General features: G+C 61.0%; 19 protein-coding genes, 1 pseudogene and 1 riboswitch. Of the genes and pseudogenes, 11 read left to right on the top strand and 9 right to left on the bottom strand.

The window, feature by feature from the left end:
• Positions 1 to 16: 16 nt before the first annotated feature.
• Both D0B32_RS12360 and D0B32_RS12365 read left to right on the top strand, forming a co-directional pair.
• Positions 17 to 637 carry a hemolysin III family protein gene (locus tag D0B32_RS12360; RefSeq protein WP_117334825.1) on the top strand — a complete coding sequence of 207 codons (621 nt, stop codon included), beginning with the start codon at positions 17 to 19 and terminating at the stop codon, positions 635 to 637.
• 182 nt (positions 638 to 819) lie between these two features.
• Entirely contained in the window at positions 820 to 2,469 is a 1,650-nt protein-coding gene (locus D0B32_RS12365) for a DEAD/DEAH box helicase (RefSeq protein WP_117334280.1), read from the top strand.
• Between the two features lie 47 nt (positions 2,470 to 2,516).
• On the opposite strand, the gene D0B32_RS12370 is transcribed toward D0B32_RS12365, so the two are convergent.
• The 3 genes from D0B32_RS12370 to D0B32_RS12380 all read right to left on the bottom strand — a co-directional run bounded on the left by D0B32_RS12370 (position 2,517) and on the right by D0B32_RS12380 (position 6,043).
• Positions 2,517 to 3,041, bottom strand: a complete 525-nt coding sequence (locus D0B32_RS12370; RefSeq protein ID WP_117334281.1) for a hypothetical protein — start codon at positions 3,039 to 3,041, stop codon at positions 2,517 to 2,519.
• A 169-nt stretch (positions 3,042 to 3,210) separates the two neighbouring features.
• On the bottom strand, positions 3,211 to 4,038 hold the full coding sequence (locus tag D0B32_RS12375) for a ferritin-like domain-containing protein (RefSeq protein WP_117334282.1): 828 nt from the start codon (positions 4,036 to 4,038) through the stop codon (positions 3,211 to 3,213).
• A 367-nt stretch (positions 4,039 to 4,405) separates the two neighbouring features.
• The gene (locus tag D0B32_RS12380; protein WP_117334283.1) at positions 4,406 to 6,043 is read right to left on the bottom strand and encodes a gamma-glutamyltransferase family protein; all 1,638 of its coding nucleotides are present in this window, start codon (positions 6,041 to 6,043) and stop codon (positions 4,406 to 4,408) included.
• A 341-nt stretch (positions 6,044 to 6,384) separates the two neighbouring features.
• Between D0B32_RS12380 and D0B32_RS12385 the strand changes: the two genes are divergently transcribed.
• Complete coding sequence (locus tag D0B32_RS12385; RefSeq protein ID WP_117334284.1) at positions 6,385 to 7,164, top strand: DeoR/GlpR family DNA-binding transcription regulator; 780 nt, start codon at positions 6,385 to 6,387, stop codon at positions 7,162 to 7,164.
• Between the two features lie 349 nt (positions 7,165 to 7,513).
• The gene (locus D0B32_RS12390; RefSeq protein ID WP_117334285.1) at positions 7,514 to 7,711 is read left to right on the top strand and encodes a hypothetical protein; all 198 of its coding nucleotides are present in this window, start codon (positions 7,514 to 7,516) and stop codon (positions 7,709 to 7,711) included.
• Between the two features lie 164 nt (positions 7,712 to 7,875).
• Here D0B32_RS12390 and D0B32_RS12395 read toward each other — a convergent pair whose 3' ends face one another.
• Complete coding sequence (locus tag D0B32_RS12395) at positions 7,876 to 8,268, bottom strand: hypothetical protein (protein WP_259294985.1); 393 nt, start codon at positions 8,266 to 8,268, stop codon at positions 7,876 to 7,878.
• A 187-nt stretch (positions 8,269 to 8,455) separates the two neighbouring features.
• Here D0B32_RS12395 and glpD point away from each other — a divergent pair.
• From glpD to D0B32_RS12415, 4 genes and pseudogenes are all read left to right on the top strand, one after another.
• A pseudogene (gene glpD / locus D0B32_RS12400) lies at positions 8,456 to 9,955 on the top strand (glycerol-3-phosphate dehydrogenase); the annotation flags it as partial.
• A gap of 333 nt (positions 9,956 to 10,288) precedes the next feature.
• The gene (gene glpK / locus D0B32_RS12405; protein ID WP_117334288.1) at positions 10,289 to 11,788 is read left to right on the top strand and encodes a glycerol kinase GlpK; all 1,500 of its coding nucleotides are present in this window, start codon (positions 10,289 to 10,291) and stop codon (positions 11,786 to 11,788) included.
• Between the two features lie 127 nt (positions 11,789 to 11,915).
• The gene (locus tag D0B32_RS12410) at positions 11,916 to 12,623 is read left to right on the top strand and encodes an MIP/aquaporin family protein (RefSeq protein ID WP_117334289.1); all 708 of its coding nucleotides are present in this window, start codon (positions 11,916 to 11,918) and stop codon (positions 12,621 to 12,623) included.
• Positions 12,624 to 12,770: 147 nt separating this feature from the next.
• Entirely contained in the window at positions 12,771 to 13,457 is a 687-nt protein-coding gene (locus D0B32_RS12415; RefSeq protein ID WP_117334290.1) for an HAD family hydrolase, read from the top strand.
• A 51-nt stretch (positions 13,458 to 13,508) separates the two neighbouring features.
• Here D0B32_RS12415 and ribB read toward each other — a convergent pair whose 3' ends face one another.
• Together ribB and D0B32_RS12425 are read right to left on the bottom strand one after the other, a co-directional pair.
• Positions 13,509 to 14,228 (bottom strand): 3,4-dihydroxy-2-butanone-4-phosphate synthase, encoded by a 720-nt coding sequence (gene ribB, locus D0B32_RS12420; protein WP_117334291.1) that lies wholly within the window; start codon positions 14,226 to 14,228, stop codon positions 13,509 to 13,511.
• Between the two features lie 168 nt (positions 14,229 to 14,396).
• A riboswitch (FMN riboswitch) is annotated at positions 14,397 to 14,582 on the bottom strand.
• A gap of 120 nt (positions 14,583 to 14,702) precedes the next feature.
• On the bottom strand, positions 14,703 to 15,386 hold the full coding sequence (locus D0B32_RS12425; RefSeq protein WP_117334292.1) for a helix-turn-helix domain-containing protein: 684 nt from the start codon (positions 15,384 to 15,386) through the stop codon (positions 14,703 to 14,705).
• A 343-nt stretch (positions 15,387 to 15,729) separates the two neighbouring features.
• Here D0B32_RS12425 and D0B32_RS33200 point away from each other — a divergent pair, with 343 nt between their 5' ends.
• Entirely contained in the window at positions 15,730 to 15,948 is a 219-nt protein-coding gene (locus D0B32_RS33200) for an Arm DNA-binding domain-containing protein (RefSeq protein WP_404935553.1), read from the top strand.
• Here the strand turns inward: D0B32_RS33200 and D0B32_RS12435 are convergent.
• The gene (locus D0B32_RS12435) at positions 15,932 to 16,600 is read right to left on the bottom strand and encodes a hypothetical protein (protein WP_117334293.1); all 669 of its coding nucleotides are present in this window, start codon (positions 16,598 to 16,600) and stop codon (positions 15,932 to 15,934) included. The two genes, D0B32_RS33200 and D0B32_RS12435, sit on opposite strands and share 17 nt — an antisense overlap.
• Before the next feature lie 113 nt (positions 16,601 to 16,713).
• On the opposite strand from D0B32_RS12435, the gene D0B32_RS12440 reads away from it, so the two are divergent.
• On the top strand, positions 16,714 to 17,583 hold the full coding sequence (locus D0B32_RS12440) for an FRG domain-containing protein (RefSeq protein ID WP_117334294.1): 870 nt from the start codon (positions 16,714 to 16,716) through the stop codon (positions 17,581 to 17,583).
• A gap of 146 nt (positions 17,584 to 17,729) precedes the next feature.
• Here D0B32_RS12440 and D0B32_RS12445 read toward each other — a convergent pair whose 3' ends face one another.
• Both D0B32_RS12445 and D0B32_RS12450 read right to left on the bottom strand, forming a co-directional pair.
• On the bottom strand, positions 17,730 to 18,212 hold the full coding sequence (locus tag D0B32_RS12445) for a hypothetical protein (RefSeq protein ID WP_117334295.1): 483 nt from the start codon (positions 18,210 to 18,212) through the stop codon (positions 17,730 to 17,732).
• Between the two features lie 39 nt (positions 18,213 to 18,251).
• Positions 18,252 to 18,911, bottom strand: coding sequence for a hypothetical protein (locus D0B32_RS12450; protein WP_117334296.1), 660 nt, complete (start codon positions 18,909 to 18,911; stop codon positions 18,252 to 18,254).
• Between the two features lie 973 nt (positions 18,912 to 19,884).
• Between D0B32_RS12450 and miaB the strand changes: the two genes are divergently transcribed.
• The gene (gene miaB / locus D0B32_RS12460) at positions 19,885 to 21,258 is read left to right on the top strand and encodes a tRNA (N6-isopentenyl adenosine(37)-C2)-methylthiotransferase MiaB (protein ID WP_117334298.1); all 1,374 of its coding nucleotides are present in this window, start codon (positions 19,885 to 19,887) and stop codon (positions 21,256 to 21,258) included.
• The last annotated feature ends 8 nt before the right edge of the window (positions 21,259 to 21,266 follow it).

A 21,266-nucleotide genomic window follows, 5' to 3' on the forward strand; every position in this document is an offset into this window, starting at 1 on the left:
GGTGGGGGAAGAAGTCGTGCAAGTCGGTGAGCGTTTCAACAGCATTACGCACTTCGTCGGCGCGCTGCTGTCGGTGGCGGGGCTGGCAACGCTCGTGACGATGGGCGCGCTCGATGGCGATGCGTACAAGGTCGTCAGCTTCAGCGTTTATGGCGCGATGCTGTTCGTGCTGTATGCTATCTCCACGCTCTACCACAGCGTGCGTAGTCCGCGCGCGAAGGCGGTCCTGCAGAAGTGCGACCATTCGGCGATCTACCTGCTGATCGCCGGCAGCTACACCCCGTTCACGCTCGTCACCTTGCGCGGACCGTGGGGCTGGTCGTTATTCGGCGTGAGCTGGGGGTTGGCCGCGTTGGGTATCGTGCAGGAACTCACGCTCGGGCGACGTACCCGCAGCGTTTCGATGGTGCTGTATGTCTTGATGGGATGGCTTGCGCTCGTTGCCGTCCGCCCGCTGGTCGAAGCGTTACCGGCCGCAGGCACCGCATGGCTCGTGGCCGGCGGAGTCATCTACAGTGTCGGCATCTACTTCTTCATCAACGACGAGCGCATCCGGCACGGACATGGTATCTGGCACCTGTTCGTACTGGCGGGCAGTCTGTGTCAATTCGTCAGTGTCGCGCGCTACGTCGCGTGACATCCCACGACGGCGAAGTGCAACTAAAGGCCAGTCAACGTGTCTTGATAACGCGTTGAAGCATTCGGCACGCGCTGGCGCGTGCCGCCGATTTCCCTGCGACCGGACCTGGGCTTTGGCCTCGAAGCGCGCCTGCTGGCTGCGCGTTTGCCGTTCGCGATACTGCATTGCAAAGAGTTTTTATGTCTTTTGATTCCCTCGGCTTGTCCGAACCGCTGGTCCGCGCTGTTCACGAACTCGGCTATACCTCTCCGACTCCCATCCAGTTGCAGGCCATCCCGGCCGTGCTGAACGGCGGCGACCTGCTGGCCGGCGCGCAGACCGGCACCGGCAAGACCGCCGGCTTCACGCTGCCCATCCTGCAACGTCTGAACAGCATGCCGCCGGTGACAACGGCCGCCGGCAAGCGCGTGGTCCGCGCGCTGATTCTCACGCCTACGCGCGAACTCGCTGCGCAGGTCGAAGAGAGCGTGCGCGCTTACGGCAAGTATCTGAAGCTGAAGTCCACGGTGATGTTTGGTGGCGTCGGCATCAATCCGCAGATCGACGCCTTGCGGCGAGGTATCGACATCGTCGTGGCCACGCCTGGACGTCTGCTCGATCACATGCAGCAGAAGACCATCGATCTGTCGCATCTCGAGATCCTCGTTCTCGACGAAGCCGATCGCATGCTCGACATGGGCTTCATCCACGACATCAAGCGCGTGCTGGCCAAGCTGCCGCCCAAGCGCCAGAACCTGCTGTTCTCCGCGACGTTCTCCGATGAGATCAAGGCGCTCGCCGACAACCTGCTCGATTCGCCGGCGTTGATCGAAGTCGCGCGTCGTAACACCACTGCCGAACTGGTGGCGCAGAAGATCCACCCGGTGGACCGCGACAAGAAGCGCGAACTGCTCACGCATCTGATCAAGGAACACAACTGGTTCCAGGTGCTGGTGTTCACGCGCACCAAGCACGGCGCGAACCGGCTCGCCGAGCAGTTGACCAAGGACGGCATCAGCGCGCTGGCCATTCACGGCAACAAGAGCCAGTCGGCGCGTACGCGCGCGCTCGCCGAGTTCAAGACCAATACGTTGCAGGTGCTGGTGGCAACGGATATCGCCGCGCGCGGTATCGACATCGACCAGTTGCCGCACGTGGTCAACTACGATCTGCCGAACGTGCCGGAAGACTACGTGCACCGCATCGGCCGCACGGGTCGCGCGGGGGCAAGTGGTGAAGCGGTGTCGCTGGTGTGCGTCGATGAACTGCAGTTGCTGAAGGACATCGAGAAGCTCATCAAGCGTGCGGTGCCGCAGGAGGTGATTGCCGGCTTCGAACCGGATCCGACCGCGAAGCCGGAACCGATTCTGCGCCGTGGCCAGGGTGGTGGCGGCGGCGGTGGCCGTCAGCCGCGTCAGGGGCAAGGCGCACCGAAACGCGAAGGCGCACGACGTGACGACATGCGGCGCGACGGTGGCGCAGCCGCCAAGCCGGCGCAGCGCTCAGGGCAGCGTCCTGCTGGCAGTGGTAATGCTGGTAGTGCTGGCAATGGTGGTGGTCAGCCGCAGGCACGCACGCATGGCAGCAAGCCCGCCAGCGCGCCGACTCAGCCGCAGGTGCGTAAAGAGAACCCGCGCCACGAGACCACGCGTCATCATGGCAAGCCTGGCGTGAATACGCACGACAGCGCCGGCGCTTCACATGCAGCGCATGCGCCCCGCAAGCCGCAGGGCCAGGGCAAGCCGCAAGGCGGCAATCCTGGCGCGCTGCTGGGCGGCGCCAAGCCGCGTGGCGATGCACCGCGTGGTTCGTCGCAGCCGCCGCGTAATGGCGGTCAGCGCGGGCGTTGATGATTCGGTAGTGATGGCCTGAGGTGGCGCTTTCTGCGCCACTTCACCTACCCTCGCCGCGCCAACGCGGCAGCCTGCTTCAGGTGCTCGATCTGCTGTTCCCATCTTTCGAGCACCGTCTCACTCCCCTCTCCCAGTTCGAACGTGATGCCGCTCGTCAGACGCGCATAACCGACGCGCTGCGTCTCGCCGGTGTCTATCAAGCCTGAGAAGTACAGCAGTGCACTCTGCTGCGTGGCGATTGCCGGCAGCGGCTCGAAGCGCAACTGCACCTGATAGAACGCGTCCTCGCAGACAAACGTCAGCGCGCCGCGTCCGCTTTTGGACAGCACGCCCGCCGCCCGCGAGCCTGGCCAGAGCGCCACGCACAGCGTGCGCGAATCGGGCGCATACAGTTCGCCCACGCCAAGCAACGAGGTGCGCACATGCTCGTTCGCGTCGACGGTCATCAGCGAAGCCGTCAAGCCCGTCTTGCTCGCGAGCGACGATCCATCGAATAACGCACGCGCCGCGTCGGGCCATTCATCGAAGGTCTCGTTCACGAGCGAGCGCGCTCCTGCTGAATCTGTCATGGCCCGCCTCCAAGCTGGTGATCAATGCTCAGGTCAAATCGAACATCAAACGTGGCATCAAAACAAATGGCCCGCACACGCGGGCCATTTGTCGAATCCGCCGCTCGCTACGCCTGACAGGTTAAACCGTTCAGTGCGCATGTGAGCAGCAAGCGCGGACCATCACGCATCAACGGAAAAACACATGCTGCGCAACCTTCGACAGCGGGTAGTGCACGCCCGGCTGAATCTTTGCGGGCAGGTCGAGCGGCTTGAGCAGCATCTTCACGCACATATCCGCAGACAGATTGCGCCGCACGAGCCTGTTGATGCGCGCGGCACGGTCACGGTTATAAGCCGAGTCATGCACGCGCTCCGGATAGCGAATCGCGAACACATGGCGCAACGCGATCTCGGAGTCTTCGTTCTTGATCTCCAGCACGCGACGCATCAACGCGCCGAGCACGGCGAGACGACCATTCCCTTCGATCTTGTTGTACTTCTTGAAGTACGCGAAAAAGTGCTTATAGTGACGCACTTCGTCTGTGCGGATGTTGTCCGTGATCTCTTTGAGCACCGGCTCGTCCGAGCACTCACCGATTGCGCGATACAACGTGGCCGTGCCCGTTTCCACGACGCAGCGTGCCACCATCTCGAGCGCTCGGGTCTTTTCGAAATCTTCCACGGAGCACGTCAGCTTGTACTCCTCGAAAAAATTGTGGAAGGCGAGATCCCAGTCGAACTCGGGCCACACGTGGGCAATGTAAGTCTTCAATGCCCGGCCATGCTGCATCTCTTCGGGCTCCCACTCGTTGTTGAGCCAGGCCGACACTTCCGGGTCGTCGTTGAAAAAGGTGCTCAGGTTGCTTGTATAGAGGTCTGTACCGCTTTCGATAAATGAAGCGGCACATAGCAGCAACAGTAGATCTTCATTGGCGACGGCCCGCTGCCGGTCAACCCGGCTGAGGTCGATATCCTCAATCCGCCAGGGCATCACATGGGTACGCTCAGTGTGCATCGTTTCTTGCTCCGAAAGCTGTATCGAACGGAGGAGCAAGCCGGCGGCGGCCCGGGTTCTCGCCCGGCTGGCTTCTTCTTCGATACAGCGCCTTGAATTAGAGTTAACCCGTTATAGCTTGCATCTTAGCTGGTGTTCCGTAACTCTGCAGTCACATAGCACAGACCGTGCCGCACCCCATGCAGTTCCGGCGCGGGGCTAGTCCAAATGTTCCAAAACAAAACGTGACGAACGAAGACCATGAAAAAAGACAGCCTCGATGGGCTGCCTTTTCGTATGACGGTCTGTTTGATTAACGACTACGCTCGACGCGGATCACCACGCTGAAAGGCAGCATAGCGAACCTCCAACCGCCGCAACGTCTCGCTCAGAAGCCGGCGGCGAGGCCGTCGCGGCGGCTGTCGCTGGCCGCCACATAACCGCGTTCGGGCTCATTGCGGTCGAGCTTCCAGATGTATTGACCGGAGCCGAAGTCCATATAGGGATCGTCGACGGACTTGATCGTGTGGCCGCGTGCCTGCAACGCCCGTGCGGTCTGCGCGTCGAGCGTGGCTTCGATGTCGATGGTGAAATCGCGGTTCACCTTCCAGCGCGGCGCATCGCAGGCAGCCTGCGGTTGCTGGCCATAGTCGAGCATGCGCACGATGGACTGCAGATGCCCTTGCGGTTGCATATCACCGCCCATCACGCCGAAGCTCATCACTGCTTCCTGCCTGCCCTCCACCTGTTGCGTAAGGAATGCCGGGATGATCGTATGAAACGGCCGCTTGCCGCCTGCGACGACATTCGGTGATTTCGGATCCATCGAGAATCCGCAGCCACGGTTCTGCAGGGCGATGCCCATGCCCGGCACGACGACGCCCGAGCCGAAGCCCATGTAATTCGACTGGATAAAACTGACCATCATGCCGCGCTCGTCGGCGACGGACATATAGATCGTGCCGCCTGCCTTGGGCATGCCGAAGTCGAACTGCGTGGCGCGCTTCGGATCGATCAGCTTCGCGCGTGCCGTGAGGTAAGCATCGTCGAGCATCTGCTCGGGCGTCACTTCCATCGAGCGTGGGTCGGCCACGTAGCGGTACACATCCGCGAAGGCGAGCTTCATCGCTTCGATCTGCAGATGTTGCGATTCGACGCTATCCACTGCGAGCGCGCCGACATCGAACTTCTCGAGAATGCCGAGCGCGATCAGCGCGGCGATGCCCTGGCCATTCGGCGGAATTTCGTGGACCGTGTATCCTCGGTAGTCTTTCGCAATCGGCTCGACCCAATCGGCGCGGTAGTTGCGCAGATCATCGAGCGTCATCGCCCCGCCGCCGGCGCGCGCAAACGCGGCAATCTTCTCGGCGATCTCACCTTCGTAGTAGGCACGCGGCCCCTGCTCGGCGAGCTTGCGCAGCGTGTTGGCGTGGCCCGGAAAGCGCACCAGCTCGCTCACCTCGGGCGCCCGGCCACGCGGCATGAAGGTCTCGGCAAAGCCCGGCTGGTCACGTAGCTCAGGCACGGCCGCCGCCCACTTGTGCGCCACGATGCTCGCCACGGCATGACCACGCTCGGCAATCTCGATGGCCGGCTCCATCAGGTCCGCAAAAGGCAGCGAGCCGAATTTCTGATGCAAGGCCTCCCAACCTGCGATGACGCCTGGCACCGTCACGGCATCCCAGCCGCGCTTGGGCTGGATGGCAACCCCGTGCTCCTCGCCATACTTGCGCTTGAAGTAGTCCACGTTCCACGCGGCCGGCGCCACGCCCGACGCGTTCAGGCCATGTAGCTTCGCGCCATCCCACACCAGCGCGAAGGCATCGCCGCCCAGACCGCACGAGACCGGCTCGACCACGGTGATGGCCGCCGCTGCCGCGATGGCCGCGTCGACGGCATTACCGCCCTTCCACAGCATGCGCAGACCCGCTTGCGCCGCGAGCGGATGCGAAGTGGACACGATGTTGCGTGCGAACACGGGAAGGCGCGGCGTCGGATAAGGGTTCTGCCAGTTGAAGCGGGTCATGTCGAAAACTCTCGTAAGGCAGGTCCCGGCGCGAGCGGCGGGACGTGATCAATAAAAACATCGTGCGAGCGACCCTGGATTGCAACGCGAAGCCGCTCAAAACGCAAATGCATTTCTCACATGAACCAATGCTGTGATTCGCTCAATGGTTCAGCGACTCAAGCTCACCATCTGAACCCAAGGATCAGTTACGAGCATGCCTCTGCCGCACAGGCAGACGGCACGTGTGACCCATGCGGCCCGAGCGTCAGATGGTCTTACAATACGCCCATCACATCACACCGCTCGCTTTCGCCGCCGCGCTGCGCGGAGCATCAAAGCCAATACGTGACCCGAGACACATGACCCGAGACCCTCGCCTCACCCTTAACGCACGTCAACAGGAATTGCTGGAGTGGGTGCAACGCGACGGCTTCGTCACCGTGGACGACCTGGCTGCGCACTTCGAAGTGACACCGCAGACCATTCGGCGCGACGTCAACTGGCTGGCCGACATGAACCTGTTACGCCGGTATCACGGCGGCGCAAGCCTGCCCACCAGCTCCGAGAACGTCTCTTACACCGCGCGGCAGCGCATGTTCCATGACGAAAAGCGGCGTATTGCGGGACTCGTGGCCTCGCATATCCCCGATCAGGCCTCGCTCTTCATCAACCTCGGCACGACTACCGAGGAGGTGGCCCGCGCGCTGAACCGGCATCGCGGCTTGCGGGTGATCACCAACAATCTGAACGTGGCCAGCATGATGAGCGGCTATCCGGACTGCGAGGTGCTGGTGACGGGCGGCATCGTGCGGCCGTGGGACAAAGGCATCGTGGGGGAACTGGCCATCGACTTCATTCGCCAGTTCCGGGTGGACTTCGCCATCATCGGCACGTCGAGCATCGAGCCGGACGGCACGCTGCGCGACTTCGACACCCGCGAGGTGCGCGTGGCCGAAGCGATCATCGAACATGCGCGCACCGTGTTCCTCGCGGCGGATCATTCCAAGTTCGGCCGTCCCGCGCTGGTGCGTCAGGGTCATCTGGATCAGATCGACGCCCTCTTCACCGACGCCGCCCCGCCCGCCGAGATGACCGAGATCCTCGCGAACGCCGGCACCCAGGTCTACGTCGCACAGTAACAGGCGCGGCGTGCCTTCGCGCTCGTCATGCACGGCCCCGCGCGAACCGTCTCCGCGCGCCCCGGCCATGTTGCACCGCACGCAAAACCTCGCGTGAAATCAAGGATTTGACCGGTAATCCATACCGCCTCTGAGCGACCCGAATGTCAAAGGGAAAATTTTCAGGGGATCAGTTGGCGTTCGCAACGGGTTTGACTACACTCCAATTCCCCGACGCCGTTTCCATCTCGCGCCGGAAGAAACAGCTGTACCTCCCGCCTGATCCTGTAGCGGATCGCCGCGCGCCCGTCGCGCCGCTTGGCCATTGCCTGCAAAGCTGTCCGCGCTACGCTTGACATGGAGAGAAACGATGCTGAGTCCGCATGAATTCGCCACGTTGTTGCTCGTAAAGGATGCTCCGAACCAGGTCGAAATGGAACGAGACGAACTCGACGCGCTGCTCGAACGGCAACTCGTTCAGCTCGAAAAACTCGCTTCCGGCCTCAAGCAATGGCGCGTCACCGAGATTGGTGACTCGGCAATCCGGGCGATCAAGCGGTTTTCCTGATGTAGTGCCGTGCGCCCAGGTGGCGCACGGAATTATCCCTGGCTGGGCTTCGGGGCGGCGTGTTCGAGCTGCCTCATTTGGCAAGCACGCGACCCCAGCGCCAAACACCTCCTCTGGCTTTTACTCCGTGCGGTTCGCTGCGGCGTCGAGCAGCATGGCCCCGCTCAACCCGCCCGCAAGGTGGGGTCCACCGCCGCGCGCCAGCTAATCGCTTTCGCGCGCTGATCGAGAAAGAACGCCACCCACTGATTCCGCGCCTGCGGATCGCTGTTCGTCCCGAGCGTCGTGTAGTGCTGCGCGATGGCCGTCTGGAACGCGCAGTAATCATCCTTTGATAGTTTGCCGCGCCGGTTTGCGACGTAAGCGTCGTAGAAGGTCGTGTACACGGATTGCGCGTCGTTGCCGTAATCCACAGGCGTCGCGCTGCAAACCTGCTGTAACGCCGCAAACGACGGCGCACCAAAGCTTCCCGCCAGATTAGGCGTGCTGACGCAGCCGCCAAGCAAGGCCGCCGCGCCGATCACCCCAATCGCTCCTGCTGTCCAAAGTCCCCGCATCTCGCACCTCGTTATGGCTATTGCCGTGAGTATCCCCGGTGGCACCGATTTGCGCCACATCTCGTCATCGGGTTAGCGGACCCGAACTTTACTTTTTCGAATTTGTTCATTAAAGTTCGAAAACGAACACAGTTGGTTCGAATGAGGTTCGGACGACTTTCTTCACAAAACGCAAAGGACGCATCAGGTGACGCAAGGCGCAAGATACGATTTGCTCGTGGTCGGCGGCGGAATCAACGGCGCCGGCATCGCGCGGGATGCCGCGGGGCGCGGCCTGTCCGTGCTGCTGTGCGAACAGGACGATCTGGCGGCGCACACCTCGTCGGCCAGCACCAAGCTCATCCACGGCGGTTTGCGCTATCTGGAGTACCGCGAGTTCGGGCTCGTGCGCAAGGCGCTGCAAGAGCGCGAAACCTTGCTGCGCGCAGCGCCGCACATCATGTGGCCGCTGCGCTTCGTGATGCCACATATGCCGAACCTGCGTCCCGCGTGGATGATCCGCGCCGGGCTGTTTCTCTACGATCATCTGGCGCGGCGTGAGCTGCTGCCGGGTTCGCGCGGCATCGACATGCGCCGCCATCCGGCCGGCGCGCCGCTGGTCGATTCCATCAAGCGTGGCTTTGTCTATTCGGACGGCTGGGTCAACGACGCGCGGCTGGTCGTGCTGAATGCGCTGGATGCCCAGGAGCGCGGCGCCAGCATCCTGACGCGCACGCGTCTGGTCAGCGCGGTGCGGGCGGGCGGCGAGTGGCAGGCGCGGCTGCAGCGTACCGACGGCACGCAGCTCGACGTACGCGCCGGAGCGATTGCCAACGCCGCCGGTCCTTGGGTGGGCGCCCTGCTGCACGGCGCGCTGGGCCGCGAAGCGAGCCACAGCGTGCGGCTTGTCAAAGGCAGCCACATCGTCACGCGGCGCCTGTTCGATCACGATCACGCGTACATCTTCCAGAACCCGGACAAGCGGATCATCTTCGCCATTCCGTACGAGCACGATTACACGCTGATCGGCACGACGGACATCGAATACCGCGGCGACCCGGCCAAGGTCGCCATCGACGGTGACGAGACGCAGTATCTGTGCGACTCCATCAACCGCTATTTCAAGCAGCACATCACGCCGCAGGACGTGCGGTGGACCTACTCCGGCGTGCGTCCGCTGCTCGAGGAAGAAGGCGCGGACAACCCCTCCGCCGTCACGCGCGACTACCAACTCGAACTCGACGCGCCCGCTGGCGAGGCGCCGCTGCTGTCGGTATTCGGCGGCAAGATCACGACGTTTCGCAAGCTCGCGGAAGAGGCCGTGGATGAACTCAGTCGTGCGCTGAAGCGACCGGCTGCGAGCTGGACCGCCGGCGTGCCCTTGCCCGGCGGCGACATGGCCGAGGCAAACTTCGAGCGCTTCTTCGAGCGGCTTCAGCAGCAATTCAGCTGGTTGCCCGCCGCGCTCGCACACCGTTATGCGCGCGCTTACGGCACACGGTCGCCACGGGTCATCGGCACGGCGCGTTCGCTGGATGAGCTTGGGCCGGCTTTCGCGCCGGGTCTCTACGAGGCCGAATTGATTTATCTGCGCGACACCGAATGGGCACGCAGCGCGCAAGACGTGTTGTGGCGCCGCTCCAAGCTCGGGTTGCATGTCGAGCCGGGCACACTGGAAAACGTCACGCAACAGATCGACGCGTGGTTCGCCCGCACCTTGCCGCGCTCGCAACCGCTTGCGGTAGCGAGTGAACGCGGCACGGGGAAAAACGATCCAACGGATCGCAGCAGCAATGTCCAGGGCAGTGTCCAGCCCCACGCCGCAGCCCGCGTAAGCGAGTGACTGAAGCAAGCGCGTCGCGCCCGCTTCATGCGCGGCGCTGACACGAGCCTTTGGCAAGGCTCGAAAAACACCGCATTCCAGCACGTACGTTCGTGAGGGATTGCACCGTAGTACGGCCGTTGCGGCGCTGATCGCAACATGCCGTGTCCGTCGCCGGACTGAGAGCCGTTGCGACTCATAAAACATGGAGAAGAGACAATGCAGGATCAGTACATCCTCGCGCTTGACCAGGGCACCACCAGTTCGCGTGCCATGCTTTTCGACCGTCAGGGCAACGTCGTATCCACGGCCCAAAAAGAATTTCAGCAGATCTACCCGCGACCAGGCTGGGTGGAACACGACCCGCAGGAAATCTGGTCGACCCAGGCCGGTGTCGCCGCTGAAGCCGTCACGCGTGCCGGCATGAACGGCACGTCGATCGCCGCGATCGGCATCACGAATCAGCGCGAGACCACGATTGTCTGGGATCGCGAAACCGGTCATCCGATCTACAACGCAATCGTTTGGCAGGACCGCCGCACCGCCGATTTCTGCGACGAACTCAAGGCGCAAGGGCTCGAAGAAGAGGTCCGCGCCAAGACTGGTTTGCCGATCGACTCGTATTTCTCGGCCACCAAGATTCGCTGGATTCTCGACAACGTCGAAGGAGCACGTGAGAAGGCAAAGCAAGGGCGTCTCGCCTTCGGCACGGTGGATAGCTGGCTCGTGTGGAACTTCACCAAACACGGCCTGCACGTGACCGACGTCACCAACGCGTCGCGCACCATGCTCTTCAATATCCATACCCTGCAATGGGACGATGAACTGCTTGCCGCACTCGATATTCCGCGCAGCATGCTGCCGGAAGTACGGCCGTCGTCGGAGGTTTATGGTCCTACCAAGACCACGGTGTTCGCCTCGAAGATTCCGCTTGCCGGTATCGCAGGCGACCAGCACGCCGCGCTGTTCGGCCAGATGTGCACCCGCTCGGGCATGGTGAAAAACACCTACGGCACAGGCTGTTTCCTTGTGATGAACACGGGCGACAAGCCGATCGAATCGAAGAACAACCTCGTGACGACGATTGCCTGGCAGATCGGCGACCAGATCAACTACGCGCTGGAAGGCAGCATCTTCATTGCGGGCGCGGTGGTGCAATGGCTGCGCGACGGCCTCGGCATCATCAGAACGGCGGCGGAAATCGAAACGCTCGCCCGCGGCGTGCCGCATAGCGACGGCGTGTACCTCGTGCCCGCCTTCGCGGGGCTCGGCGCGCCGCACTGGAATGCGCGCGCACGCGGCACGCTGTTCGGTGTCACGCGTGGCACCACCTCAGCGCATATTGCGCGGGCCGCGCTCGATTCGATCGCCTATCAATCGCTCGACGTGCTCAAGGCCATGGAAGCGGATTCCGGCCTGCGTATCGACGAATTGCGCGTGGATGGCGGCGCCTGCGCCAACAATCTGTTGATGCAGTTCCAGGCGGACATTCTCGGCGTCGACGCCGTGCGTCCGAAGGTCAGCGAAACGACCGCGCTCGGCGCGGCCTATCTCGCCGGACTGGCAGTGGGCTACTGGAAGGACGTCGACGAACTGCAAAGCCAATGGGCGCTGGATCGCCGCTTCACGCCGGACATGGCACCGGACGATGTCGACAGCAACCTGGCCGGCTGGCAACGCGCCATCCGTGCCGCCAAAGCCTGGGCCGACGCGCGCTGAAATCCGCGGCGGCTCGACGAGGCCATTACCGCCGAAGCGCCGCCATCTCAGCGCCGTGCTGATACTGCGAAGCCGCCCGAGTGGCATCTCGAGCGGCTTCCAACAAAAACAATATGGAGAGCGAATCATGTCACCCTATCTTGCCGAATTCATCGGCACTGCGATGCTCGTGCTATTGGGCGACGGCGCCGTCGCCAACGTGTTGCTCGCCCGCACCAAGGGCAAAGGCGCCGACCTGATCGTCATCGTGATGGGCTGGGCGATGGCTGTGTTCATTGCCGTGTTCATGACGGCGTCGTTCAGCGGCGCGCATCTGAATCCGGTCGTGACCATCAGCCTCGCTTTGGCTGGCAAATTCGCGTGGGCCAAAGTGCCGGGCTATGTGGCTGCACAAATGCTCGGCGGCATGGCCGGTGCCGGCCTCGTGTGGATGGCGTATCGGCAGCATTTCGCGCGGGAAACCGACGCGGACGTCAAGCTCGGCGTGTTCTGCACGGCGCCTGCCATCCGTAGCGCGCCGCACAACTTCCTCACCGAAATGATCTGCACCTTCGTGCTGATTCTCGGCGTGCTGTATCTGGCATCGCCGCAGGTCGGACTCGGTGCGCTGGACGCGCTGCCCGTCGGCCTGCTGGTACTCGGTATCGGCATTTCGCTGGGCGGTCCTACCGGCTACGCCATGAGCCCGGCACGCGATCTGTCGCCGCGGCTGATGCACGCGCTGCTACCCATCCCCGGCAAGCGCGACAGCGACTGGCATTACGCATGGGTGCCGGTGCTCGGGCCGCTCGCCGGTGGTGCGGCGGCGGCATGGATCTACATGCGTCTGCACTAAGACACGGACCGAGGTACACGCTGAGGCAGCACGATCCGGGTAAGAACCCCACGAGAAGCCACGCGCAGGCGGCCGCAAAGCACGTATGATGGCGCTTTCACCCCTGCGCGGTCTCATGGACCGCGTGCACTCGTCCTCCTTTGCCGCATGCTCGATCATCTCATCTGTGACTGCGACGGCGTGCTCGTCGACAGCGAAGTCATCGCTGATCACGTCCTGCTCGAAACGCTCACCACTACCTTTCCCGGCATCGACTTTGTCAGCATCGTGAAGACGGCTTTTGGTCAGCAGACTTCACGCTTTCTTGCCGGCCTCGAAACGTCGTTGAACATCCAGCTACCGGAAAATTTTCTGCAAACGGTCGAACACAACGTCGAAGTGGCGCTGGCGTCCCGGCTCAGCCCCATTGGCGGTGTACGAGATGCGCTGCAACGCGTGACCCTGCCGGCCGCTGTGGTGTCGAACAGCGGCATGCAGCGTGTGCTGGCATCGGTACGGCGCGCGGGCTTGCAGCAGATTTTCGGTGAACGCATTTTCAGCGCCGATCAGGTCGAACGGCCAAAGCCCTATCCTGATGTGTATCTGTTCGCCGCGCAGCAACTGGGCGTGGAGCCGGCGCGCTGCCTCGTAGTCGAGGACAGCATTGCCGGTTTGAATGCGGCGCGGGCGGCGGGTATGAAGACGATCGCCTTCGTGGGCGCGAGTCATATCCCCGATGGCTACGCGGACGTGCTGCGCAAGATGGGCATCACCCGCATCATGCAGCACATGGATGAACTGCCCGCGCTGGTCGAGGCGGGCGTGCGAGGGGATTTCGGCGACGTGCAGTCGTGAGGCGTACGCGGCGTGACGCACTAGCCGTCACGCCACGCCGCTCAGTTCATCTCACGCCACATCCGTGCAGCACTCGCGCGCAGCAGCCAGCGCCGCGCGGAATTCCACCAGCTCGGCAATCGTCAGCATCGGCAGATTGTGTTGTGCTGCGAAGCGTTCGACGTCAGCGCCACGCGTCATCGTGCCGTCCGGGTTCATCAACTCGCACAGCACGCCGGCCGGCTTGAGGCCCGCGAGAATCGCCAGATCCACCGTGCCTTCGGTGTGACCACGGCGCGCCAGCACACCACCGGGCGTCGCACGCAACGGGAACACGTGGCCAGGACGAACGATGTCGGCGGGCTGCGCGTCATCGGCAATCGCCGCGCGAATCGTTGTCACGCGGTCAGCGGCGGATACGCCGGTCGTCACGCCGTCACGCGCTTCGATCGACACGGTGAAGGCCGTACCATGACGACTCTCGTTGTTGACCGACATGGGCGGCAGTTCGAGCGCGCGAATCCGCTCATCGGGCAGGCACAGGCAGACAATCCCGCTGCACTCGCGGATCAGCAATGCCATCGTCTCGTTGGTGAGTCGCTCGGCAGAGACGATCAGGTCGGCTTCGTTCTCGCGGTCGTGGTCATCCTGCAAGATCACCGCGCGACCATCGCGCATGGCCTGCAACGCAGCGGCAATGCGTGGCGGAACCGGTTCGGTATTGAGCAGGGGGAGATCGGCGAATGCATCTTCGGCAATCGTCGAGGGGGCAGGAAAAGTAGCAAAGGACATATGAAACGCTCATCGCAAAAGTTGGGCGAAAAAGCGTTTCAGGGCATTGCAAACAGCGACGCGCGCCCCGGGCCATTCCTTGCAGGAACGACCTTCGCGCGTTCCACGGGAACGCTCACACGCGGCTCGAAGCTCCGGGCCACGTGACGGGGACGGACATGACTATCTGCACATCTTCTTCCATCCGGACTCTGACCGTCGGCTCTGGCATCGCACCAGATCTGCTGACCCCGCTTGCGTCTCCCAAACAAACGGAGAACGCGACCACACGGGCGCTCGCGGGCTCACTGGCAAACGCGTTAGCGCTGCCGGCATACCGCCGGTGGGGAATTTCACCCCGCCCTGAAGACGCACTGATTGCCGGAAAATCCGGCAGGTGAAGCATACAACAGCCGCGCCGTGACTGCAGCGCAGGCGTTAGAGACCACGGGGACGTCATTGGATAACGAAAGACCACGCCCCGCTGACAAACACTCAAACCGGTGCAGCGTTACGCGTTGCGTCGTGCGGCACGTCCCAGCGCGGCGGCGTTTCCGCATTGATCGTCACGCGAAACGCCCGCGCTTCGGTGTCGCCGGGGTTGCGCAGACTGTGCGGCTGGTCGGCGTCGAACACGATCGCGTCACCCGTGGCCAGCAACTGCCGCTGATCGTGGACGCTCACCTCCAGCGTCCCTTCGCTCACCACTAGATTCACCGTGGTGCCCGGCGCACGTCGCACACCCGGCTCGGTATGCAGCGGCGCCACGCGCAGTTCGTGGAACTCCGCGGCCACCGGTTCCGCGTCGGGATAGAGCGGCCGCGCCGAGTAGCGGCCGTTGGAACTGACCACACGCGTCGCCCGATCCGCGGGCAGATGTTCGAAGCCGTTCGTCGCATGGCGCCGCAAAAACGCCGCAACGGACACCTTCAGCGCCGCCGCGACCTTGCACAGCACCTTGATGGACGGCACGCTGCGCGCCGATTCGATCTGCGCGAGCATGGCCCGCGAGACGCCCGAGGCACGCGCCAGCGCATCGAGCGACAGTTGCCGCTCAGCACGCAGACGCGCCAGATTCACGCCAACCAGATGTTCGAGCGCGTCGAGGGGTTCCGCGGCGCGCGTCCCTTCTTGAGAATCAGCCGCGGGATCGCGAACCAGCGCAAGCGGGGAATGCATAAGTGCCTCCAGTAGCGCCGCCACAGGGCAGGCAAAGGTGAGTGAAGGCAAGATAGCATCGCGTCTGGCTGCGTCCAACGAAGTTATATTCACACTGAAATCTGTTCTGCTCTCATAGACTATCTGCCGCTCTCACGGATAGCTTGGAAATCAACGGGTTAGCAGTGTGGGTTCTCCCGGATTCTCCGGCCTTCTCACGCCGATTGTCGGCAAATGGTTGGCAAATCCGAGCTAGGATAACTCGCATTAAGGAATCGCCATGACCGCCATCACTACCGCTAATAAGCGCACCCTCTCGTCCCGCAAAACTGTCAAGGCCACGAAGTAAACCGGCCCGCTGAAACTGTCAGACAGAGACGGCCTATATCTGCATGTATCTGTCGCCGGTTCGAAGACATGGCACCTCGCCTACCGGACGAATGGTGAGCAGCGGACGTACAAGATTGGTCCCTTTCCGACAATCGAGCTAGACGAAGCGCGGGATACAGCGCATGAGAAACGCAAGCTCATTGCCGCTGGTATCCGGCTTGCTCGCGAACGCGTAACTACAGCGCCTGTGTGAGTCGCATCAGTTCCTCATAATGATGGGCGACCATCGCGTCATGCAGCTTTACTTGGTAGCCGTATTCAATCAGACGCTGGAGTTTTTGCTGTAACCTGGCTTGGCGATCTTCGCCCCTATATAAGGTTTCGAAGTTGTCGAAATCGCTAACCAGATCGTTATTCAACTGGTAGGTGTAGACCATGCCCTTAGCCCTTGCGTACGCAACAATGATGGCGCGGCGCAATTCGGGATTCGTCACCCGACCGACCATTGCCGACGCGTTGTTGTAGACCGTGAAGGCGTCGGACGTTACGGGGAATCGAAAGTTACAAGGGGCGCCTTCAGGGGTGGCGAGAAGCATCTGACGCGCGCCGATGCAGTAGCCTTCCCATAAACTCGTTAATTCTTCATGGACGGCAAGCACAAATGCGCGAGTCTCAGCAGCGTCTTTGTCATCAGCCGCTTTTGCGTGTTCCAGTTCTAGCTGGCGAGTCTGCGTGTACTGGCGGTGTGCTACCCATACAGCGGAAAGTATCGCCCCGATAGACCCCACTGCCTGCACCCACGCCGCAACAGCTTCTGATGAGGCGGCGGGATGGGAACAGTAGGCGCTCGCGCCCGCGATGAATGCGAATGTTGCAAGTGGTATCTGCCATCCGTCGATTTTCATGATGCCCCCGATTTTTTATAATCACGCACGCCGGATTATATGCGCTGCGCTGCTGCTATGATTTACGGCACGACAGATCGGACTGAGACAGCCACGGGCTACGGGAAAAAATAATGGATATGGAACTGTACGAATGCGAGTCTTTGGACGAATTTTGGCATGCTATCTCGCCGATCGGAAGCATCTTCAATGATCCAGCATATACGTACCTATATCGAGGGCACCGGGACAGCGAGTGGAAATTGAGCCCTCTAGCCTATCGAAAAGATGTAATCGAAAAATATAAAACAGGGATGATGCAAGCACTTGTTGACCATCCGGATCAAACGTTTTTTGAATTCAGTTTGCTACAGGGATATATATACTACTGCGATCAACGAGGATTGCCCGTACCAGGCGACTCGCCATCGTTTCGTGAGTTTTTCACGCTTCCCAGGGTTATGAACACTCATGGCATCGATAATAGTGCGTGGCCGTTGGATTCCGTATTGCCGTTGATGGCAGCGGCACAGCATCACGGCATTCCGACCCGACTTCTCGACTGGTCGCACAATGCGATGGTTGCCAGTTATTTTGCTGCCGCTGGTGCTATTACCAAAGCGACAAGCAAAGACAGGGGCGGAAAATTCGCCGTATATGGTTTCGCCTGCAACATGCATATGACAAACGGGCCGTATCGGTATGTCCATGTGCCGGGAAGCACATCCCCGAACATACCAGCGCAATCCGGCTGCTTTTTGCTGGTCAGTAATTCAGGACGGCGAGGTGAGAAATTTACCCCGGACGTCTGTCTTGAGGACAGGCTTATGGGTGCAGAGCGTTTGAAAAAAATCACCCTGCCAGTAGTATTGGCCGGAGAACTGTTAATGAGACTCTATAAGTTTGGTGTTTCCGCTGGATCGATATATCCCGGCTATGACGGGGCCGCCAAAGCCGTGCTGGAATGGAATCTGGCCCAATCTTTCACGGAGCGCCTTGGCTAGTCGGTACCGGCCTAGTCGTACCGTGAACGAATTTGAGTCCACTCGCCTGACCCGTGACAGACGGCGGACGAACTGAATCGCCAAGGCATACGTACCGCCCGTGGTGGGGAATGGAGCCTGATGCAAACGCAGTGCGTGCTGGGCGATCAGCGCTCAGCACCCCGTGTATCGAGATGCATGAGGTTAAACATATTGGTTAGCTTCTGATGATCCACTTCCTGCTTTTCCGGGTAGGCATGTTCCATCATGTAACCGGCCATCATGCGGGTTAGGGCTTTTGCTTCTGCGTGGACTGCCTGGGCTAGCGCTAATAACGGTTGCTCTTTGACCGGATCGTCGCTGATGCCATGGTTCATGAACCATCGGTGGATGAGCGTGTTTCTGTTCTCAATGAAGACACTAAACCTTTGCTGCAAATCCCCGGCAATTGCGCCGTCTTTCTGTAGGCGTTCGACAATCGCGGAGGTCCGCTGTTTGCGGGCGTTCTCTGTAATGCAACCCGCAGTGGTTTTCCAGTACGCTGGATCGGCCACCATCCGCACGCCCTCTGACGTTGCTATGAAGCATATTTCGAACATTTGGCACGAGATAACCGCACGCCCAATTTCAGCATAAATGTGCTCCACCATCGCCCTCCTGCAAGTAAGTCGAACCAACTGTTTGGAAGGTTATGCCGCCTGTTTTTGCTGTCGGCGTAACCATGCCTCCGTATCGGAAAGGAATTTCTCCACCAGCTTTTTTAGCTCTCCATCGGCTATTTTCAGTCTCGCCGTATAGTCCTGCATGATCGATTGTTTGCGCTGTTGCACCCCTAACCAATCGCCGTCCATGGGCGTCGTGTAAAACCGCTCGTAATCGTCTACGAGGGCGTTGTTTTGTCGGAGTGAATTCAGGTGCCCACGCAGGCCCGTGTACATCCGAACGACCAGCGCCCGCAATGCTTCATCATCGATCTTGCCTACCCGCTCAGGGGTACGGCTGTAAACGATAAGGGAGTCGGTACTAAGAGGTACCACTGAGCTATAGAATCCGTTCGCTGGCGTCGCAAGCAGCGCGGCGCGAATGCCTTGATACTCTTCCCATATGACCTGAATCTCAACTCGCATCGCCTGCACGAATGCGATCGTTTCCGATTCGTCATCGACTTTCTTGTCCTGGTATTGCTTCGCGTAAATCCAAACTGCCGCGCCAATGGCAACTAGAGAGCCTACCCCCTGTACCCACGCTGCAACGACGTCAGGCGCAGCTTCAGGATGGTGAAGGTAGGCGCTCGCGCACATGACGCCCGCAAGAACTGCGATTGGTATTTGCCACCCGTCCATTTTCATGATGCCCCCGTTTTTTCGCGTGGAATGCTACCACGCGTTTTTTCGCAAGCATTTTTGCGACATGCAACCGCGCCCGAATACTTTTCCGGCCACGAAGAAGCCTTCACGACTCATCCGTCTACGACCACTTCACGACCTTGCGTTTCCAGCCAGAGGCATTCACGAAAAACAGTTCGGGGATGTGCATGTATGTGTGGCGAGTCTTTCTGTTGGGGTCCACCGGGCCGGCGTTTGTGGTCCCGAACACAGGCTCTGTGTTTGGTATTTCCTGAGCGCCCTGACCAAAGATCGCAAGGTCCGCGTCTAGCATTGCCTTTTCCGGGACAGTCACTTCGAAGACCGCGTTTAGTTTCTTCATGATGGTTGTCGCGCACGAATCGATCCACTGGACTTTCCGACTATCCGCCGACGCCCAAGGCTGTCCACAATTGCGTGAGAACTCGACACATAGATAGCTCGGACGGATTCCGGGATGTTGGCAAGCTGTTGGCAAATCGGCACATCAGGCACACTCAAAAACCCGAAAACCCTTTATCTATTGCTTCTGTCTCTACAATGCTGATATCACACTGTTATCAGCATTGCGGAGGACGATTCTGGCAAAGCTTATGCTGGATCGTCATAGGATCGTGCGTCGTTCGGCGCCAACACGATATGTGACACTACGGCGCCGCAGCGCAATTCACCATGTGAAAAATTGCGCCGCCACCCCGCCCTGACAGGCCGCCGCGCGCCGTGCGCCCGGAAAATCCCACCTGCGCTGAAGGGCTATAATGTTGGACTACGCTGTCAACGTGCACGAAGGCTGCATGAAAGGCCGCCCCGCGTTCAGCTGCAATCAGGCTGCGATCACCCGGCAGCGGCATGCGGTGCCGGCCATGCGGACATGACGCGCCACGGCCAGCGCACGTTTTCATCTCTCTTCACTCTTAAACGACGCCCCCAGATAAACCACTGCGACCGGCGAAATTCGATGACCAAGAAAGTTTATGTAAAGACCCACGGCTGCCAGATGAACGAGTACGACTCCGACAAAATGGTCGACGTACTCGGTGCGGCTGAAGGCCTCGTCAAGACCGATACCCCGGAAGACGCGGACATCATTCTGTTCAACACCTGTTCGGTGCGCGAAAAAGCGCAGGAGAAAGTCTTCTCCGAACTCGGCCGTGTGCGCGAACTGAAGGAAGCCAATCCGAACCTGATCATCGGCGTGGGCGGTTGCGTGGCGAGCCAGGAAGGCGCCTCCATCGTCGCCCGGGCGCCTTACGTGGACCTCGTGTTTGGCCCGCAAACCCTGCACCGCCTGCCGCAGATGATCGACAAGCGCCGCGAGAGCGGCCGCGCCCAGGTCGACATCTCGTTTCCGGAAATCGAAAAGTTCGACCACCTGCCGCCCGCGCGCGTCGACGGTCCGAGCGCATTCGTCTCCATCATGGAAGGCTGCAGCAAGTATTGCAGCTACTGCGTCGTGCCCTACACGCGCGGCGAAGAAGTCTCGCGTCCGCTGGACGACGTGCTGACCGAAATCGCGGGCCTTGCCGATCAGGGCGTGCGCGAAGTGACGCTGCTCGGCCAGAACGTGAACGCCTTCCGTGGCGCGCTGACGCTCGGCTCGTCGGAAATCGCCGACTTCGCGACGCTGATCGAGTACGTCGCGGAGATTCCCGGCATCGAACGCATTCGTTACACCACGTCGCATCCGAAGGAATTCACGCAGCGCCTGATCGACACCTACGCGAAGGTGCCGAAGCTCGTGAGCCATCTGCACCTGCCAGTGCAGCACGGCTCCGACCGTATCCTGATGGCGATGAAGCGCGGCTACACCGTGCTCGAATACAAATCGGTGATCCGCAAGCTGCGCGCGATTCGCCCGGACCTCTCGCTGTCCACGGACATGATCGTCGGCTTCCCCGGTGAAACGGACGAAGACTTCGACAAAATGATGGCGTTGATTCACGAGATGAAATACGACACCAGCTTCTCGTTTATCTATAGTCCGCGTCCCGGCACGCCGGCCGCGAATCTGCCCGACGACACGCCGCGTGAAGTGAAATTGAAGCGTCTGCAACATTTGCAGGCCACTATCGAGGAAAACGTCGCGCGGATCAGCGCGGCGATGGTCGGCAAGGTGGAGCGCATTCTGGTCGAACGGCCGGCCCGCAAGGACCCGAACGAACTTGCGGGACGCACCGAGAACAACCGGGTGGTCAATTTCCCGGCGCCGATAGCATCGCACGCGCGACTCATCGGACAAATGGTGGACGTGAAAATCGTCCAGGCGTACCCACATTCGTTACGTGGCGAACTGGTGCTGGTGCACGACGACGCCAACGCCACGACCCATTAAGCGTACTG

This window comes from Paraburkholderia sp. DHOC27 (genome assembly GCF_003429005.1).
Classification (GTDB): domain Bacteria; phylum Pseudomonadota; class Gammaproteobacteria; order Burkholderiales; family Burkholderiaceae; genus Paraburkholderia.

Coding starts and splice junctions, on each gene's coding strand:
- D0B32_RS12395 (WP_259294985.1), bottom strand. CDS start 8,268: ATGCGGGGACTTTGGACAGCAGGAGCGATTGGGGTGATCGGCGCGGCG.
- D0B32_RS12445 (WP_117334295.1), bottom strand. CDS start 18,212: ATGGTGGAGCACATTTATGCTGAAATTGGGCGTGCGGTTATCTCGTGC.
- D0B32_RS12440 (WP_117334294.1), top strand. CDS start 16,714: ATGGATATGGAACTGTACGAATGCGAGTCTTTGGACGAATTTTGGCAT.
- miaB (WP_117334298.1), top strand. CDS start 19,885: ATGACCAAGAAAGTTTATGTAAAGACCCACGGCTGCCAGATGAACGAG.
- D0B32_RS12410 (WP_117334289.1), top strand. CDS start 11,916: ATGTCACCCTATCTTGCCGAATTCATCGGCACTGCGATGCTCGTGCTA.
- D0B32_RS12385 (WP_117334284.1), top strand. CDS start 6,385: ATGACCCGAGACCCTCGCCTCACCCTTAACGCACGTCAACAGGAATTG.
- D0B32_RS12370 (WP_117334281.1), bottom strand. CDS start 3,041: ATGACAGATTCAGCAGGAGCGCGCTCGCTCGTGAACGAGACCTTCGAT.
- ribB (WP_117334291.1), bottom strand. CDS start 14,228: ATGTCCTTTGCTACTTTTCCTGCCCCCTCGACGATTGCCGAAGATGCA.
- D0B32_RS12375 (WP_117334282.1), bottom strand. CDS start 4,038: ATGCACACTGAGCGTACCCATGTGATGCCCTGGCGGATTGAGGATATC.
- D0B32_RS12365 (WP_117334280.1), top strand. CDS start 820: ATGTCTTTTGATTCCCTCGGCTTGTCCGAACCGCTGGTCCGCGCTGTT.
- D0B32_RS12415 (WP_117334290.1), top strand. CDS start 12,771: ATGCTCGATCATCTCATCTGTGACTGCGACGGCGTGCTCGTCGACAGC.
- glpK (WP_117334288.1), top strand. CDS start 10,289: ATGCAGGATCAGTACATCCTCGCGCTTGACCAGGGCACCACCAGTTCG.
- D0B32_RS12390 (WP_117334285.1), top strand. CDS start 7,514: ATGCTGAGTCCGCATGAATTCGCCACGTTGTTGCTCGTAAAGGATGCT.
- D0B32_RS12450 (WP_117334296.1), bottom strand. CDS start 18,911: ATGAAAATGGACGGGTGGCAAATACCAATCGCAGTTCTTGCGGGCGTC.
- D0B32_RS12425 (WP_117334292.1), bottom strand. CDS start 15,386: ATGCATTCCCCGCTTGCGCTGGTTCGCGATCCCGCGGCTGATTCTCAA.
- D0B32_RS12435 (WP_117334293.1), bottom strand. CDS start 16,600: ATGAAAATCGACGGATGGCAGATACCACTTGCAACATTCGCATTCATC.
- D0B32_RS12380 (WP_117334283.1), bottom strand. CDS start 6,043: ATGACCCGCTTCAACTGGCAGAACCCTTATCCGACGCCGCGCCTTCCC.